The 13,416-nt window shown below is 60.7% G+C and carries 14 protein-coding genes; 9 read left to right on the top strand and 5 right to left on the bottom strand.

Going from position 1 to position 13,416, the window contains the following annotated elements; all coding sequences use genetic code 11:
• Positions 1-2: 2 nt before the first annotated feature.
• Complete coding sequence (gene betC, locus GIV26_RS07250; protein WP_236279906.1) at positions 3-1,517, bottom strand: choline-sulfatase; 1,515 nt, start codon at positions 1,515-1,517, stop codon at positions 3-5.
• Positions 1,518-1,620: 103 nt separating this feature from the next.
• Between betC and GIV26_RS07245 the strand changes: the two genes are divergently transcribed.
• The 6 genes from GIV26_RS07245 to GIV26_RS07220 all read left to right on the top strand — a co-directional run bounded on the left by GIV26_RS07245 (position 1,621) and on the right by GIV26_RS07220 (position 7,350).
• Complete coding sequence (locus GIV26_RS07245; protein WP_034129203.1) at positions 1,621-2,571, top strand: choline sulfate utilization transcriptional regulator; 951 nt, start codon at positions 1,621-1,623, stop codon at positions 2,569-2,571.
• Positions 2,572-2,601: 30 nt separating this feature from the next.
• Entirely contained in the window at positions 2,602-2,928 is a 327-nt protein-coding gene (locus GIV26_RS07240) for a DOPA 4,5-dioxygenase family protein (protein WP_014716300.1), read from the top strand.
• Positions 2,929-3,104: 176 nt separating this feature from the next.
• Positions 3,105-4,064, top strand: coding sequence for a 2-dehydro-3-deoxygalactonokinase (locus GIV26_RS07235; protein ID WP_034129204.1), 960 nt, complete (start codon positions 3,105-3,107; stop codon positions 4,062-4,064).
• Position 4,065: 1 nt separating this feature from the next.
• On the top strand, positions 4,066-4,686 hold the full coding sequence (locus GIV26_RS07230; protein ID WP_054898859.1) for a 2-dehydro-3-deoxy-6-phosphogalactonate aldolase: 621 nt from the start codon (positions 4,066-4,068) through the stop codon (positions 4,684-4,686).
• Positions 4,687-4,734: 48 nt separating this feature from the next.
• Positions 4,735-5,883, top strand: a complete 1,149-nt coding sequence (gene dgoD / locus GIV26_RS07225; protein ID WP_003187297.1) for a galactonate dehydratase — start codon at positions 4,735-4,737, stop codon at positions 5,881-5,883.
• A 162-nt stretch (positions 5,884-6,045) separates the two neighbouring features.
• Positions 6,046-7,350: an MFS transporter gene (locus GIV26_RS07220; protein ID WP_032894350.1), complete on the top strand. Its 1,305-nt coding sequence runs from the start codon at positions 6,046-6,048 to the stop codon at positions 7,348-7,350.
• Positions 7,351-7,383: 33 nt separating this feature from the next.
• Here GIV26_RS07220 and GIV26_RS07215 read toward each other — a convergent pair whose 3' ends face one another.
• From GIV26_RS07215 to trpB, 3 genes are all read right to left on the bottom strand, one after another.
• Positions 7,384-9,042, bottom strand: coding sequence for an FAD-dependent oxidoreductase (locus GIV26_RS07215; RefSeq protein ID WP_236279904.1), 1,659 nt, complete (start codon positions 9,040-9,042; stop codon positions 7,384-7,386).
• A gap of 187 nt (positions 9,043-9,229) precedes the next feature.
• On the bottom strand, positions 9,230-10,039 hold the full coding sequence (trpA, locus tag GIV26_RS07210; RefSeq protein WP_054897254.1) for a tryptophan synthase subunit alpha: 810 nt from the start codon (positions 10,037-10,039) through the stop codon (positions 9,230-9,232).
• Positions 10,039-11,265, bottom strand: coding sequence for a tryptophan synthase subunit beta (trpB, locus tag GIV26_RS07205; protein WP_003187301.1), 1,227 nt, complete (start codon positions 11,263-11,265; stop codon positions 10,039-10,041). The genes trpA and trpB overlap by 1 nt, the downstream gene beginning before the upstream one ends.
• A 108-nt stretch (positions 11,266-11,373) precedes the next feature.
• Between trpB and GIV26_RS07200 the strand changes: the two genes are divergently transcribed.
• Positions 11,374-12,270 (top strand): LysR family transcriptional regulator, encoded by an 897-nt coding sequence (locus tag GIV26_RS07200; RefSeq protein ID WP_054897253.1) that lies wholly within the window; start codon positions 11,374-11,376, stop codon positions 12,268-12,270.
• 8 nt (positions 12,271-12,278) lie between these two features.
• On the opposite strand, the gene GIV26_RS07195 is transcribed toward GIV26_RS07200, so the two are convergent.
• A complete protein-coding gene (locus tag GIV26_RS07195) occupies positions 12,279-12,605 on the bottom strand; it encodes a DUF883 family protein (RefSeq protein WP_003187304.1) in 327 nt (108 codons plus the stop codon).
• Between the two features lie 157 nt (positions 12,606-12,762).
• Between GIV26_RS07195 and GIV26_RS07190 the strand changes: the two genes are divergently transcribed.
• Positions 12,763-12,978 carry a dodecin gene (locus tag GIV26_RS07190; RefSeq protein ID WP_005783406.1) on the top strand — a complete coding sequence of 72 codons (216 nt, stop codon included), beginning with the start codon at positions 12,763-12,765 and terminating at the stop codon, positions 12,976-12,978.
• A gap of 116 nt (positions 12,979-13,094) precedes the next feature.
• The gene (locus GIV26_RS07185) at positions 13,095-13,322 is read left to right on the top strand and encodes a DUF1161 domain-containing protein (protein WP_054897252.1); all 228 of its coding nucleotides are present in this window, start codon (positions 13,095-13,097) and stop codon (positions 13,320-13,322) included.
• Positions 13,323-13,416 lie beyond the last annotated feature (94 nt).

The raw sequence follows: 13,416 nt of genomic DNA, 5'->3' as shown, positions 1-13,416 counted from the left end.
ACTTATTGGTTTTGGCAGGGTTGTGGAAAACGTGCTTTGCGCTCCAGGTCATCAAGGTCGATATGGTTGCGCATGTACTGCTGACTGGCGTCTACCAGTGGCTGGTGATCCCAGCTCTTGAGCTTGCCATGGGTTAGCGCTTCAAACACCAGTCGGCGACGGCGTTGGCTGGCGAGCACCTGTTGATGGATCGCCGGGATGTCCCATTTAGCCCGCGCTTCACGCAAGAACGCCTCGAACAATGGCCGATGTTCAGCTGACTGGCTGAGGTTTTCCTGCTCGCTCGGGTCGTTGTGCACATCGAACAATAGGCAAGGATCGTCCTCGCTGTAGATGAATTTGTAGGCGCCCCGGCGAATCATCATCAATGGGCTGACGGTGCCTTCGGCCATGTATTCGCCAAACACTTCGTCATGCCCGCCCTGCCCCTGCAAGTGCGGGACCAGTGAGCGGCCGTCCAGCGGCAAGTGCGGGTCCAGTTCCCCGCCGGCCAATTCCACCAGGGTCGGCAACAAGTCGGCGGTCGACACGGCCTGGGTGACGCGGCCAGCGGCGAACTGCCCCGGCGCACTGATCAGCAGCGGCACGCGGGCGGCCATTTCAAACCAGTGCATTTTGTACCAGAGGCCGCGCTCGCCAAGCATGTCGCCGTGGTCGCCAGAGAAAATGATCAGGGTGTCGTCGGCCAGGCCGGTGTCTTCCAGGGTCTGCAGCAGCTTGCCGACGTTGCTGTCGATGTAGCTGCAGGCACCGAAGTAGGCGCGGCGCGCGTCGCGGATCTTATCCACAGGCAGCGGTTTGTCCCACAAGTCATAAACCTTGAGCAGCCGCTGGGAATGCGGGTCGAGGTCGGCCTGGGGCGGCGTCGCGGGCATTGGGATGTCGGTGTCTGCGTACAAGTCCCAGAACGGCTTGGGAATGGTGTAAGGGTCGTGGGGATGGGTCATCGACACCGTCAGGCAAAATGGCTGGTCACCTTCCTCACGGATATGGTCGAACAGATATTGCTGGGCCTTGAACACCACCTCTTCGTCGAAATCCAGCTGGTTGGTGCGCACGCACGGTCCGGCTTGCAGCACCGAGGACATGTTGTGATACCAGGTAGGTCGTACGTCTGGCTCATCCCAGTTCACTGCCCAGCCGTAGTCGGCGGGATAGATGTCGCTGGTCAGGCGCTCCTCATAGCCGTGTAACTGGTCGGGGCCGCAGAAGTGCATCTTGCCCGACAGTGCGGTGCGGTAGCCCTGGCGGCGCAAGTAGTGGGCATAGGTCGGCACATCGGCGGGGAAATCGGCGGCGTTGTCGTAGGCGCCGATCTTGCTCGGCAACTGGCCGCTGACCAAGGTGAAGCGCGACGGTGCGCACAGCGGGCTGTTGCAATAGGCTGCGTCGAACACCACGCCTTGTGCCGCCAGGCGGCTGAGGTTGGGCAGCTTGATCGGGGAAGGCCCGTAGAACGGCAGCATCGGCGCGGCCATCTGATCGGCCATGATGAAAAGAATGTTCTTGCGCTTCATGGTTTCTCGGCATTCCATAGGCAGTATTTATGCCAATGAGCATGCGGCCCATGAATTATGGGGTAAAGCCCATGAGCAGCAATGACTAGGATAAGTTGAGCTTATGTATGAAGCGCTGGGTGACCTCTCTCTCGATTTGCTGCGCGCCTTTGAGGCAGCGGCGCGTCATCGCAGTTTCACCGCGGCCGCGATGGAGCTGGGCACCACCCAACCGGCGGTCAGCCAGCAAATCAAACGCCTTGAAGAGCAACTGGCGATCCGCCTGTTTGATCGCATTTACCGCGGCATCGAACTGACTGACGCCGGTGCCCTGCTGTTCGAGCATGTGCAAGGCGGCCTGCAGAACATCAACCAGGGGCTCGGCGCCATCACTCAACAAAGCCAGCATGAAGTGCTGCAAGTCGCCACCGACTTTGCCTTCGCCGCCTATTGGCTGATGCCACGCCTGCATCGTTTTCACCAGGCCAACCCGCAGGTGGATGTCAGCCTGGTCACCAGTGAGCGCAACCCGGCCACCCTGCGCAGCGATATTGATGTGGCGGTGCTGTTCGGCGATGGCCGTTTCAAGCAGGGCGAGAGCCTGTGGTTGTTCAATGAGGAAGTGTTCCCGGTGTGCAGCCCACAGTGGCTCAAGGAGCAGGTCGCGCCCCTGACGGTGCAGACCTTGCAAGACTGCCCGTTGCTGCACCTGCGCCAGGAAAACAACAGCCAGTGGTTTGACTGGAACGGCGTGTTCCGCGAACTGGGTATCACGGCTGCGCCGACCCCGGGGCAATTGCGCTTCGACAACTACACCTTGCTGATCCAGGCCGCGATTGCCGGCCAGGGCGTCGCCATCGGCTGGCGCCACCTGGTGGATAACCTGCTAGAGCAGAATTGGCTGTGCCGGCCGATCAGCTCCACGGTGATCTCGCGCTTGGGCTATTACGTGGTGCAACCCCAGCGCAAACGCCGCGGACAGTTGGTGGACCGCTTTGTCGAGTGGCTTGTGGCGGAACAGGCCAACAGTGCGCACTCGTTGACCGGGCTGGCCCTGCCGTCGATTGCGGTCTAGGATCGGCCCACAGTGGAACCGGAGTCAGTCATGCAACGTATCAAGGGCTACCACGCCCATATCTACTTCGACGCCAGCACGATTGAGCAGGCGCGCACGCTCTGTGAGGACGCCGCCAAGTTGTTCCCGCTGCGCATGGGCCGTGTGCACGAGCGGCCCGTGGGCCCGCACCCGGATTGGAGTTGCCAGCTGGCGTTCGAGCCGGAATATATCGGTGTGGTGTTGCCGTGGCTGGCGCTGCATCGCAATGGTCTGGTGGTGTTCCTGCACCCTGAAACCGGTGACGACCTCAAGGACCACACCGATTACGCCATCTGGATGGGCGCGATGCGCGAGCTGGACTTGTCGATTTTTTAACCTTCCTTACCCGATAAATCCGCAGCCTTCCCTAAGTAAAAACAAGAATGTTTGTAGGATTTATCTTGTCTTGTATCATTATATGGGATTGATATTTATATATTGAGATATTCCGCTCCCTAGGTTTATATTCGCCCATCTGCTTTTTTCAGCACCCACTCATTTCAGGTGAAGCGATGCAGGCGCAATTGATCGCGCTCGATTGGGGGACCAGCTCCCTTCGTGCTTACAAACTCGGCCCCGCGGGCGTTGTGCTGGAACAGCGCTCGCAAGCCTGGGGCATCATGCATTTGCCCACAGAGCCCCGGGAAATAGCCGGTGTGCTATGCACTGACGGCTTTGAACTGGCGTTCGATAGCGCCTGTGGCGATTGGCTTGATGCCCAGCCCGGGCTACCGGTGATCGCTTGCGGCATGGTCGGCAGCGCACAGGGTTGGAGCGAGGCGGCCTATCGCAGCACGCCGGTGGATGTCGCCAGTCTCGGCCAGGCGTTGCATGGCATACGCAGCCTGCGTGGGGTGCAGGTGCATATCGTGCCGGGGGTGATCGAGCAAGTGGGTCTGCCTAATGTCATGCGTGGCGAAGAAACCCAAGTGCTCGGCGTACTGCAAGGCCTTGGGCCCCAGGTGTTGATCGGCCTGCCCGGCAGCCATTCCAAGTGGGTCGAGGTGGTGGAAGGCCGCATTACCCATTTCGATACCTTCATGACTGGCGAAGTGTTTGCGGTGTTGAGCAAGCACAGCATCCTGGGGCGTACCCAACAAGCGAGCGAGCAGTTCCAGGCCGAGGCGTTTGATCAAGGCGTGCGCGTAGCGCTGTCCAACGATGGCCAGCGTGGCGTGCTTTCGACCCTGTTCAGTGCCCGTACCCTTGGGCTCACCGCGCAGCTGGCGCCCGACCAGCAACCCGATTACCTGTCTGGCCTGCTCATCGGACATGAGCTCGCCGGCTTGCCAGATTCGGCCAAACATCAGCCGATCATCCTGGTCGGCGCTGCTGCACTTTGCGCCCGCTATCAACGCGCCCTCGCCCTTTGCGGATTTGCCCACGTCAGCCTGGCGCAAGAAGCCACCGAGCGTGGCCTGTGGCAACTGGCGCAAGCCGCCGGGCTCATTCGACCTGTACTGGAGGCCTGACATGCTCAAGCAAGCACTCGCACAAAACGGTTTGATCGCCATCCTGCGCGGCCTACGCCCCGACGAAGCCCAGGCGGTCGGCCAGGTGCTGTACGACGCGGGTTTTCGCGTGATCGAAGTGCCGCTCAACTCGCCAGACCCTTACGCCAGCATTCGCACCCTGCGCGACAGCTTGCCCGCCGATTGCCTGATCGGTGCCGGCACGGTGTTGACGCCTGAGCAGGTCGAACAGGTCAAGGCGGCCGGAGGCCAGGTGATCGTCATGCCCCACAGCGATGCCAAGGTGCTGCGTGCCGCCAAAGCGGCGGGCCTGTACTTGTCGCCTGGGGTAGCCACGCCTACCGAAGCCTTTGCCGCACTGGCCGAAGGCGCCGATGTGTTGAAGCTGTTCCCGGCCGAGCAGATGGGCCCTTCAGTGATCAAGGCATGGCTGGCGGTATTGCCGGCGGGCACGTTGCTGCTGCCGGTGGGCGGCATTACCCCGGACAACATGCAGGTGTTTACCGACGCCGGCGCCAAGGGCTTCGGATTGGGTTCCGGGCTGTTCAAGCCGGGCATGACAGTGGATCAGGTTGCGAGCCGTGCCCAGGCTTATGTCGCCGCCTGGAAAGCCCTGAGCTGAGAGCATATTCCGCGCCCACAGGCGCTGCATCTATAAGAGAGACAAGAGATGAAAATCACCAAACTGACGACCTTTATCGTTCCGCCGCGCTGGTGCTTCCTCAAGGTCGAAACCGACCAGGGTGTGACCGGCTGGGGTGAGCCTGTGGTCGAGGGCCGCGCTCACACGGTGGCCGCCGCCGTCGAAGAACTGTCCGACTACCTGATCGGCAAAGACCCTCGCAATATCGAAGATATCTGGACCGTGCTCTATCGCGGCGGCTTCTACCGAGGCGGCGCGGTACACATGAGCGCCCTCGCCGGCATCGACCAGGCGTTGTGGGACATCAAGGGCAAGGCCCTCGGTGTGTCGGTCAGCGATCTGCTGGGCGGACAGGTGCGTGACAAAATCCGCGTGTACTCATGGATCGGCGGTGACCGCCCCGCCGACACTGCCCGTGCCGCCAAAGAGGCGGTGGCCCGTGGCTTCACAGCCGTGAAAATGAATGGCACCGAAGAATTGCAGTTTGTCGACAGCTTCGAAAAAGTCGACCTGGCCCTGGCCAATGTCGCTGCTGTGCGCGATGCGGTCGGCCCTAACGTGGGTATTGGCGTCGACTTCCATGGCCGCGTGCACAAGCCGATGGCCAAGGTGCTGATGAAAGAGCTCGACCCGTACAAACTGATGTTCATTGAAGAGCCGGTGCTCAGCGAAAACTACGAGGCGCTGAAAGAACTGGCCCCGCTGACCAGTACGCCGATCGCCTTGGGTGAGCGCCTGTTCTCGCGCTGGGATTTCAAGCGGGTGCTCAGCGAAGGCTACGTCGACATTATCCAGCCGGACGCCTCCCACGCAGGTGGTATCACCGAAACCCGCAAGATCGCCAACATGGCAGAAGCCTACGACGTGGCCCTGGCCCTGCACTGTCCGCTGGGCCCGATTGCCTTGGCTGCATGCCTGCAGCTGGATGCGGTTTGCTACAACGCGTTTATCCAGGAGCAAAGCCTGGGTATTCATTACAACGAAAGCAACGATCTGCTCGACTATGTGCGTGATCCAGGCGTATTCGACTATGACCAGGGCTTTGTGAAGATCCCCAACGGCCCAGGTCTGGGCATTGAGATCAACGAGGAGTATGTGGTTGAGCGCGCGGCCATCGGCCATCGCTGGCGCAATCCGATCTGGCGCCATGCCGATGGCAGTTTTGCCGAGTGGTGATTTCCACCTGATTGAAACGCGCTAAAAAATGTGGGAGCTGGCTTGCCTGCGATGGCGGTGGGTCAGTCACTGCAGTGGTGCCATTCATGCCGCCATCGCAGGCAAGCCAGTTCCCACATTGAGCGCGTTCCTTCCTCAACAAATATAAAAAGAGGCACCCCCATGCACCCTGAATCCCTCACCGGGCAGGCTTCTTTAGTCACGCCTAGCAGAAAGCGCTTTTTCATCATGGTGCTGCTGTTCATCACCGTGGTCATCAACTACCTCGACCGTAGCAACCTGTCGATTGCTGCGCCCGCGCTGACCAGCGAGCTGGGGATCGATCCGGTGCAAGTCGGGCTGATTTTTTCTGCCTTCGGCTGGACCTACGCCGCCATGCAAATCCCGGGTGGCTGGCTGGTAGACCGGGTGCCGCCGCGCATTCTCTACACGGCCGCCCTGCTGCTGTGGTCGATTGCCACCGTGATGCTCGGTTTCGCCGCCAGCTTTATCGCGCTGTTCGTGCTGCGCATGGCCGTGGGCGCGTTGGAGGCGCCGGCCTATCCCATCAACAGCCGTGTGGTCACCACCTGGTTTCCCGAGCGCGAGCGCGCCACGGCTATCGGCGTCTATACCTCCGGGCAATTCGTCGGCCTGGCGTTCCTCACCCCGGTGCTGGCGTGGCTGCAGCACCAGTACGGCTGGCACATGGTGTTTGTGGTGACCGGGGGCGTCGGCATCCTGTGGGCCGCGATCTGGTACGCGGTGTACCGCGAGCCCAAAGATTTCAAAGGCGCCAACGAAGCCGAAATCCAACTGATCCGCGACGGTGGCGGGCTGGTGGACATGCAGGCTAAAACCGTCAAGGCACCCTTCAGCTGGACCGACCTCGGCATCGTGCTGAGCAAACGCAAGCTGTGGGGCATCTACCTGGGCCAGTTTTGCCTGAACTCCACGCTGTGGTTCTTCCTGACCTGGTTCCCGACGTACCTGGTGAAATATCGCGGCATGGACTTTATCCAGTCTGGCTTGCTGGCCTCCTTGCCGTTCCTGGCCGCGTTTGTGGGCGTGCTGTGTTCTGGGGTGTTTTCCGATTGGCTGATTCGCCGTGGGGCATCGGTGGGCTTTGCGCGCAAGTTGCCGATCATCAGTGGGCTGCTGATTTCCACGGCGATCATCGGGGCCAACTATGTGGACTCGACGGGGTGGGTCATCGCGTTTCTGGCGGTGGCGTTTTTCGGCAATGGCCTGGCGTCGATCACCTGGTCGCTGGTGTCGACCTTGGCGCCTGCCCGTCTGTTGGGGCTGACCGGCGGGGTGTTCAACTTCATCGGCAACCTGGCGGCAATTGCCACGCCCATCGTGATTGGCTTTCTGGCCAGTGGCTCGTCATTTGCGCCGGCCATTACCTACATTGCGGTCCTGGCGCTGCTCGGCGCGCTTTCCTACATATTGCTGGTCGGCAAAGTCGAGCGGATCGAGCTGTAAAAAGGGCGACCTTCGGGTCGCCCTTTTTTCGTTCTACGGCACCGACATCTCGTTGCGAAATATATTGTGCGGGTCCCAGCGCTGCTTGGTACGGCGCAAGCGGCTTTCGATCATCAGATCGGGAAAGAAGATTTTGTACCACTGGGGGTTTTTGCCGTTGGCCGGATTACCGCCTGTGTAGGTCATGTCGAGGTCGGGGTAATTGATGTAGCAGCCTTCGAACGCATTGTTGAGCGGTACGCCTTGCGCATCGGCAAACGCATTGACGTACAGCCCTCGGATCCAGTCGGCATGGGCTTGATCCGCGGCCGCGCTGTCGTCGTGCCAGTAACACTGGGGTTGCCACTTGAGGAAGGACGAACGCTGGGCGGCCGACGACTCCTTGCGCACGGGCGCGCTGGCGGCGTTGATCTGGCCGCCGAAGGACTGAATCTGGATCAGGCTTTGTGTCAGGTGGTTGTCAGGGTCCGGCCAGGTCAGGGTAGTCCAGATGGCCTGTAGCACTTGGGGGCTGAACTCACCTTTCTGATAGGCCGATTTATAGCGCCCACGCTGATTGTCTCCCGAACCATTCAATGTTTGCTGGCACACCAGCCAGTCCAGGCGCCGCGCCGCAGCCTGGGCGGATGAGACTGAGTCGATGGGGCGCCCGCCGGCTGTGCCGGGCGGCAAATGGACCACATGAAACGGCACCAGCGACTCGGTGGCAGGTAAGCCGACGGCCGTGAGCATCTTGTCGACAAAATCATCGAAGGGCGCACGGTCGTTCAGCTCACCCTCCTTGTCCACATAATGGATACCCAAGGTGATATTGCCTGTGTGCTCGTGGCGCATTTCCAGTTTGGTCGCCAGGCCCCAGGTGTCCGGGTTGCTCTGATGACTGGCGAACCATCTCTGGTAAGCCACCAGCAGATTGTTAAGTGCATCCTGGGTCAGTGCTGACCAATCCCATTCCAACACCAGCCACAGTACTTCTTTGGGGGCCGGTGGCAGGTCCTTGAAGTAATAGCTGGTGATAATGCCGAATTGACCACCCCCCGCACCGCAGCACGCGGCGAACAGGTCCAATTCGTCCTGTTGGGTGCTGTCCCTGCTGACATGGCGCGGTTCTAGCCCTTTGCCTTGGCTGTCAGGCACCAGGATATCGACCCCGCTGAGCCAGTCACACACCAGTCCATACTTGCGCGACAGCAGCCCATAGCCGCCACCGCAAATGTGTCCGCCCAGGCCCACGCTATAGCATGAGCCGCCGGGCAAGGTTTTGTTCGCCAGCTTGTACAAAGCGCCATAGGCGTCCCAGTTCTGGCCGCCGGCCTCCAGGCGAAAGCGGTAGCGAAAGGGCTGCGTGGGGCGCAGCTCGGAACCGATCTGGCCGCTGGCATCGTAGATCACTCGGTTCAGCGCGCTGATATCCAGGATCGACAGCACCTCATTCGGGCTGTCTGGCATCTTGTTAGCGACAAACCCTTCGTAGCAATGACCGCCGCTGCGTACGGTGATGCGTCCATTGGGCAGGGCCAAGGCCTGGGCGGCGGCGTCCATGATGTCTTGCGGGCTGCGGCAAAGGTAAATCAGGTTGGCGCCATTGGGCGAAGACTGGCCCTGCACATTGCCAAAGGGCCAGCGCAGATTGAAACCCTTTTGCAGGGTTGAGTGACGACGGTCTGAAACGGTGACGAGATCAAATGCCATGATGTACTCCTAAGAGCCAAGAATGACTTCTGATGCGGCTAACTTAACGACCGAGGGGCAAGGACTGCGGGGCTTGCGAAGGTGGTTAGACGGCAAAGGGCACGAAGTGCATTAAAAAAGGAGGTGGGCGACATGCCCACCTCCTTTGAAGCCTAGCGTATAAGCTGCGGTCGTCGCGCCGTGCAACTTACTTGCGTGCGTTGCGCACACCTTCCGACAGCGCTGCGCACAGGGTCAGCACGCCATCAATGGCTTGCTGGTCGTTCTTGGCCGTGGCGATATGATCGATCAGCGCCGAACCCACTACCACCCCGTCCGCCAAGCGTGCGATGGCCGCTGCCTGGTCGGGTGTGCGGATACCAAAGCCGATGCTGATCGGCAGGTCGGTATGGCGGCGCAGACGGGCCACGGCTTCTTCGACGTGTTCCAGGGTGGCGGCACCCGCCCCGGTGACACCGGCGACCGACACGTAATACACAAACCCGGAGCTGCCATTGAGCACAGTAGGCAGGCGCACGTCATCGGTAGTCGGCGTGGTCAGGCGGATAAAGTCGATACCTGCGGCCTGGGCCGGGTCGCACAGCTCGCCGTTATGCTCGGGGGGCATGTCCACCACGATCAGGCCGTCGACGCCAGCTGCCTTGGCATCGGCAATGAACTGCGACACGCCGTATTTGTGGATCGGGTTGAAATAGCCCATCAACACCAGCGGCGTGTCGTCGTTGTCCTGGCGGAACTCGCGAACCATCTGCAGGGTTTTCAACAAGTTCTGCTTGGCGCCCAGTGCGCGGATATTGGCCAGCTGGATGGCCGGGCCATCGGCCATCGGGTCGGTGAAGGGCATGCCCAGCTCGATCACATCGGCGCCGGCGGCCGGCAAGCCCTTGAGGATCGCCAGCGAGGTGTTATAGCCGGGGTCGCCAGCGGTGACGAAGGTCACCAGGGCGGCGCGATTTTGTTCTTTAAGTTGCGCAAAGCGGGTTTGCAGGCGGCTCATCAGTGTTTCTCCTGCTTGGACTGTTCCATATGGTGCATCACGGTCTGCATGTCTTTGTCGCCACGGCCCGAGAGGTTGACCACCATCAGGTGATCTTTGGGCAAGTTTGGCGCGCGCTTGAATACTTCAGCCAGGGCGTGGGCGCTTTCCAGTGCCGGAATGATCCCTTCTAGGCGGCAGCATTTGTGGAAGGCTTGCAGGGCTTCGTCGTCCGTTACCGAGGTGTACTGGACGCGGCCGATGTCATGCAACCAGGCGTGTTCCGGGCCGATTCCGGGGTAGTCCAGGCCTGCGGAAATCGAGTGGGCGTCGATGATCTGGCCGTCGTCGTCCTGCAGCAGGAAGGTGCGGTTGCCGTGCAGCACGCCCGGTACGCCGCCGTTGAGGCTGGCAGCGTGCTTGCCGGTTTCGATGCCATGGCCTGCGGCTTCAACACCGATGATCTCGACGCTGGTGTCATCCAGGAATGGGTGGAACAGGCCCATGGCGTTGGAACCGCCGCCGATGCACGCCACCAGGCTGTCCGGCAGGCGGCCTTCCTGGGCTTGCAACTGGGTGCGGGTCTCCTTGCCGATCACGGCCTGGAAGTCGCGCACCATCGCCGGGTATGGGTGTGGCCCGGCCACGGTACCGATCAGGTAGAAGGTGCTGTCGACATTGGTTACCCAGTCGCGCAGGGCTTCGTTCATGGCGTCTTTGAGGGTGCCGGTGCCGGCGACCACGGGGATGACCTCGGCGCCCAGCAGCTTCATGCGGAACACGTTGGCCTGCTGGCGCTCGATGTCGGTGGTGCCCATGTAGATCACGCATTGCAGGCCAAAGCGCGCTGCCACGGTTGCGGTGGCCACGCCGTGCATGCCGGCGCCGGTCTCGGCGATGATGCGTTTCTTGCCCATGCGCCGGGCCAGCAGGATCTGGCCGATGCAGTTGTTGATCTTGTGCGCGCCGGTGTGGTTGAGCTCTTCGCGCTTGAGGTAGATCTTGGCGCCGCCGCAGAACTCGGTCAGGCGTTCGGCAAAATACAGCGGGCTTGGGCGCCCGACATAATCGCGCTGAAAGTAGGCCAATTCTTCATTAAACGCCGGATCTACCTTCGCCGCTTCGTATTCACGGGCCAGGTCGAGAATCAACGGCATCAGGGTTTCAGCGACGTAGCGGCCGCCGAACGCACCAAACAGGCCGTTGGCGTCAGGGCCGTTGCGTAGATCGGTCTGGGACTGAGTCATGGGACGCTCCAGGAAAAATGTGTTTAAAGGCAATGACGGTCACTCTACTCGTGACGCTCTGACCTGAAAACCGATAAGATCGCCGCAACCTGTCAGGAAAACTCACAGATGAGCCGCGACCTTCCTCCCCTCAACGCCCTGCGCGCTTTTGAAGCCACCGCTCGCCTTAACAGCGTCAGCCAGGCTGCGGAGCTATTGCACGTGACCCATGGTGCGGTCAGCCGCCAGTTGAAAGTGCTGGAGGAGCACTTGGGCGTGAGCCTGTTCATCAAGGATGGGCGCGGCCTTAAACTCACAGATGCTGGCGTCAGGCTACGAGATGCCAGCAGCGAGGCTTTCGAGCGTTTGCGCGACGTGTGCGCCGAACTCACCCAACGCGGCGCTGACGCGCCCTTCGTTCTTGGTTGTTCAGGCAGTTTGCTGGCGCGTTGGTTTATCCCTCGGCTGGGGCGGTTGAATGCTGACTTGCCGGATTTACGCTTGCACCTGTCGGCGGGCGAAGGCGATCTGGACCCGCGCCGCCCGGGGCTGGATGCCTTGCTGGTATTCGCTGAGCCGCCGTGGCCGGCGGATATGCAGGTGTATGAGCTGGCCAGCGAGCGCATCGGCCCGGTCTTGAGCCCCCGCTTCGCCGGTTTTGAACAACTGCGTCAGGCCCCAGCGTCGGATCTGCTGGAGCAACCCTTGCTTCACACCACCTCAAGGCCGCAAGCCTGGCCCAGTTGGGCACGGCAACACGGCCTAGAGCCCGGCGCGCTGAAACTCGGCCAGGGGTTTGAGCATTTGTATTATCTGCTGGAAGCGGCGGTTGCCGGCTTGGGAGTGGCAATTGCGCCAGAACCGCTGGTGGCAGAGGACCTGCGAGCGGGTCGCCTGGTGGCGCCTTGGGGGTTCAGTGAAACCCCGGCGCACCTGGCGTTGTGGCTACCCAAGCGCGCCGCAGACGGGCGCGCCGGGCAGTTGGCGCAATGGCTCAAGGCTGAGCTGTTGCGTCAACCGATGTAACCGGTCAATCAGTCACCGCGTTTGCACAGCAGATAAGCCGCCAGCAGGCCCAGCGCGCCAACGGCGACACCGGCGGTCGTCCAGGGGTGCTCTTGTGCGTAGTCACGGGTGGCAGCGCTGGTTTCGCGGATTTTGACTTTGCTTTCTTCGTAGGCGTCGCTGATCAGGTGGCGAGAGTGCTTGAGGGCGTTCTCGGCATTGCTTTTCAAGGCCTTCAGCGTTTTGCGCGACTCATCGGACGCGTCGTCTTTGAGGCTCTCCAGCGATTTGAGCAGGCTCGAAATCTCGGCTTCCATGCTTTCCAGCGACGCTTTGCGTAAAGAAGTGTTGGCCATGTGGACATCTCCTGAAGTGATTGAGTGGCGTGTGTAGATACCGACTGCGCCGCTTTCAGAAAGTGCAGTAATTCTGAACTTTCGCCTCCCAACGGTCGCCTGAAGCAGTACGCACATTCGCTGCTAGTCTTGATTGACGACCTAAAGGAGAAACGCCATGAGTGATCATCACACGTACAAGAAAGTCGAACTGGTTGGCTCTTCCACCACCAGCATCGAAGACGCGATCAACAATGCCCTGGCTGAAGCCAACAAAAGCATCAAGCATCTGGAGTGGTTTGAGGTGACCGAAACCCGTGGTCACATCAAAGATGGCAAGGCTGCGCACTTCCAGGTCACGCTCAAAGTGGGATTCCGCATTGCCAGTAGTTGATCGGCAGAGTTGAACTTTGCCCGCTGGCCGATTGCCATAACCTGCGCTACAAACAACGGGTGCCGACGCGATGAGCGTCGGCACGCTCTTTTTGATCAGCGCAAGGAAAGTAACGGATGAAGAAGTTTCTGTTAGCGGTAGGGTTGTTGAGCATTGCGGGTACCGCTATGGCGGCGGGCAAGCCTTGTGAAGAGCTGAAAAGCGAAATCGCAGCGAAAATCGACGCCAAGGGTGCTTCGGGGTATTCGCTGGAAGTGGTGGACAAAGGTGCTACGCCAAGTGACCAGAAAGTAGTTGGCACCTGCGAAGGTGGCACCAAGGAAATTGCCTACAAGCGCGGCTAACCTCGTGCTGTATAAGCGACGCACCTGTGGCGAGGGAGCTTGCTCCCGCTGGAGTGCGCAGCGCTCCCATTTTTTTGGGGCCGCTACGCAGCCC

Source organism: Pseudomonas sp. PA-1-3F (genome assembly GCF_021609665.1).
Classification (GTDB): domain Bacteria; phylum Pseudomonadota; class Gammaproteobacteria; order Pseudomonadales; family Pseudomonadaceae; genus Aquipseudomonas; species Aquipseudomonas paracarnis.
Note: the sequence above shows the minus strand (reverse complement) of the source record. Positions and strands in the feature narration are given on the sequence as shown.

Bases quoted from the DNA above. Each gene is read 5' to 3' on its own strand.
- betC (WP_236279906.1), bottom strand. From the start codon at position 1,517: ATGAAGCGCAAGAACATTCTTTTCATCATGGCCGATCAGATGGCCGCG.
- GIV26_RS07245 (WP_034129203.1), top strand. From the start codon at position 1,621: ATGTATGAAGCGCTGGGTGACCTCTCTCTCGATTTGCTGCGCGCCTTT.
- GIV26_RS07240 (WP_014716300.1), top strand. From the start codon at position 2,602: ATGCAACGTATCAAGGGCTACCACGCCCATATCTACTTCGACGCCAGC.
- GIV26_RS07235 (WP_034129204.1), top strand. From the start codon at position 3,105: ATGCAGGCGCAATTGATCGCGCTCGATTGGGGGACCAGCTCCCTTCGT.
- GIV26_RS07230 (WP_054898859.1), top strand. From the start codon at position 4,066: ATGCTCAAGCAAGCACTCGCACAAAACGGTTTGATCGCCATCCTGCGC.
- dgoD (WP_003187297.1), top strand. From the start codon at position 4,735: ATGAAAATCACCAAACTGACGACCTTTATCGTTCCGCCGCGCTGGTGC.
- GIV26_RS07220 (WP_032894350.1), top strand. From the start codon at position 6,046: ATGCACCCTGAATCCCTCACCGGGCAGGCTTCTTTAGTCACGCCTAGC.
- GIV26_RS07215 (WP_236279904.1), bottom strand. From the start codon at position 9,042: ATGGCATTTGATCTCGTCACCGTTTCAGACCGTCGTCACTCAACCCTG.
- trpA (WP_054897254.1), bottom strand. From the start codon at position 10,039: ATGAGCCGCCTGCAAACCCGCTTTGCGCAACTTAAAGAACAAAATCGC.
- trpB (WP_003187301.1), bottom strand. From the start codon at position 11,265: ATGACTCAGTCCCAGACCGATCTACGCAACGGCCCTGACGCCAACGGC.
- GIV26_RS07200 (WP_054897253.1), top strand. From the start codon at position 11,374: ATGAGCCGCGACCTTCCTCCCCTCAACGCCCTGCGCGCTTTTGAAGCC.
- GIV26_RS07195 (WP_003187304.1), bottom strand. From the start codon at position 12,605: ATGGCCAACACTTCTTTACGCAAAGCGTCGCTGGAAAGCATGGAAGCC.
- GIV26_RS07190 (WP_005783406.1), top strand. From the start codon at position 12,763: ATGAGTGATCATCACACGTACAAGAAAGTCGAACTGGTTGGCTCTTCC.
- GIV26_RS07185 (WP_054897252.1), top strand. From the start codon at position 13,095: ATGAAGAAGTTTCTGTTAGCGGTAGGGTTGTTGAGCATTGCGGGTACC.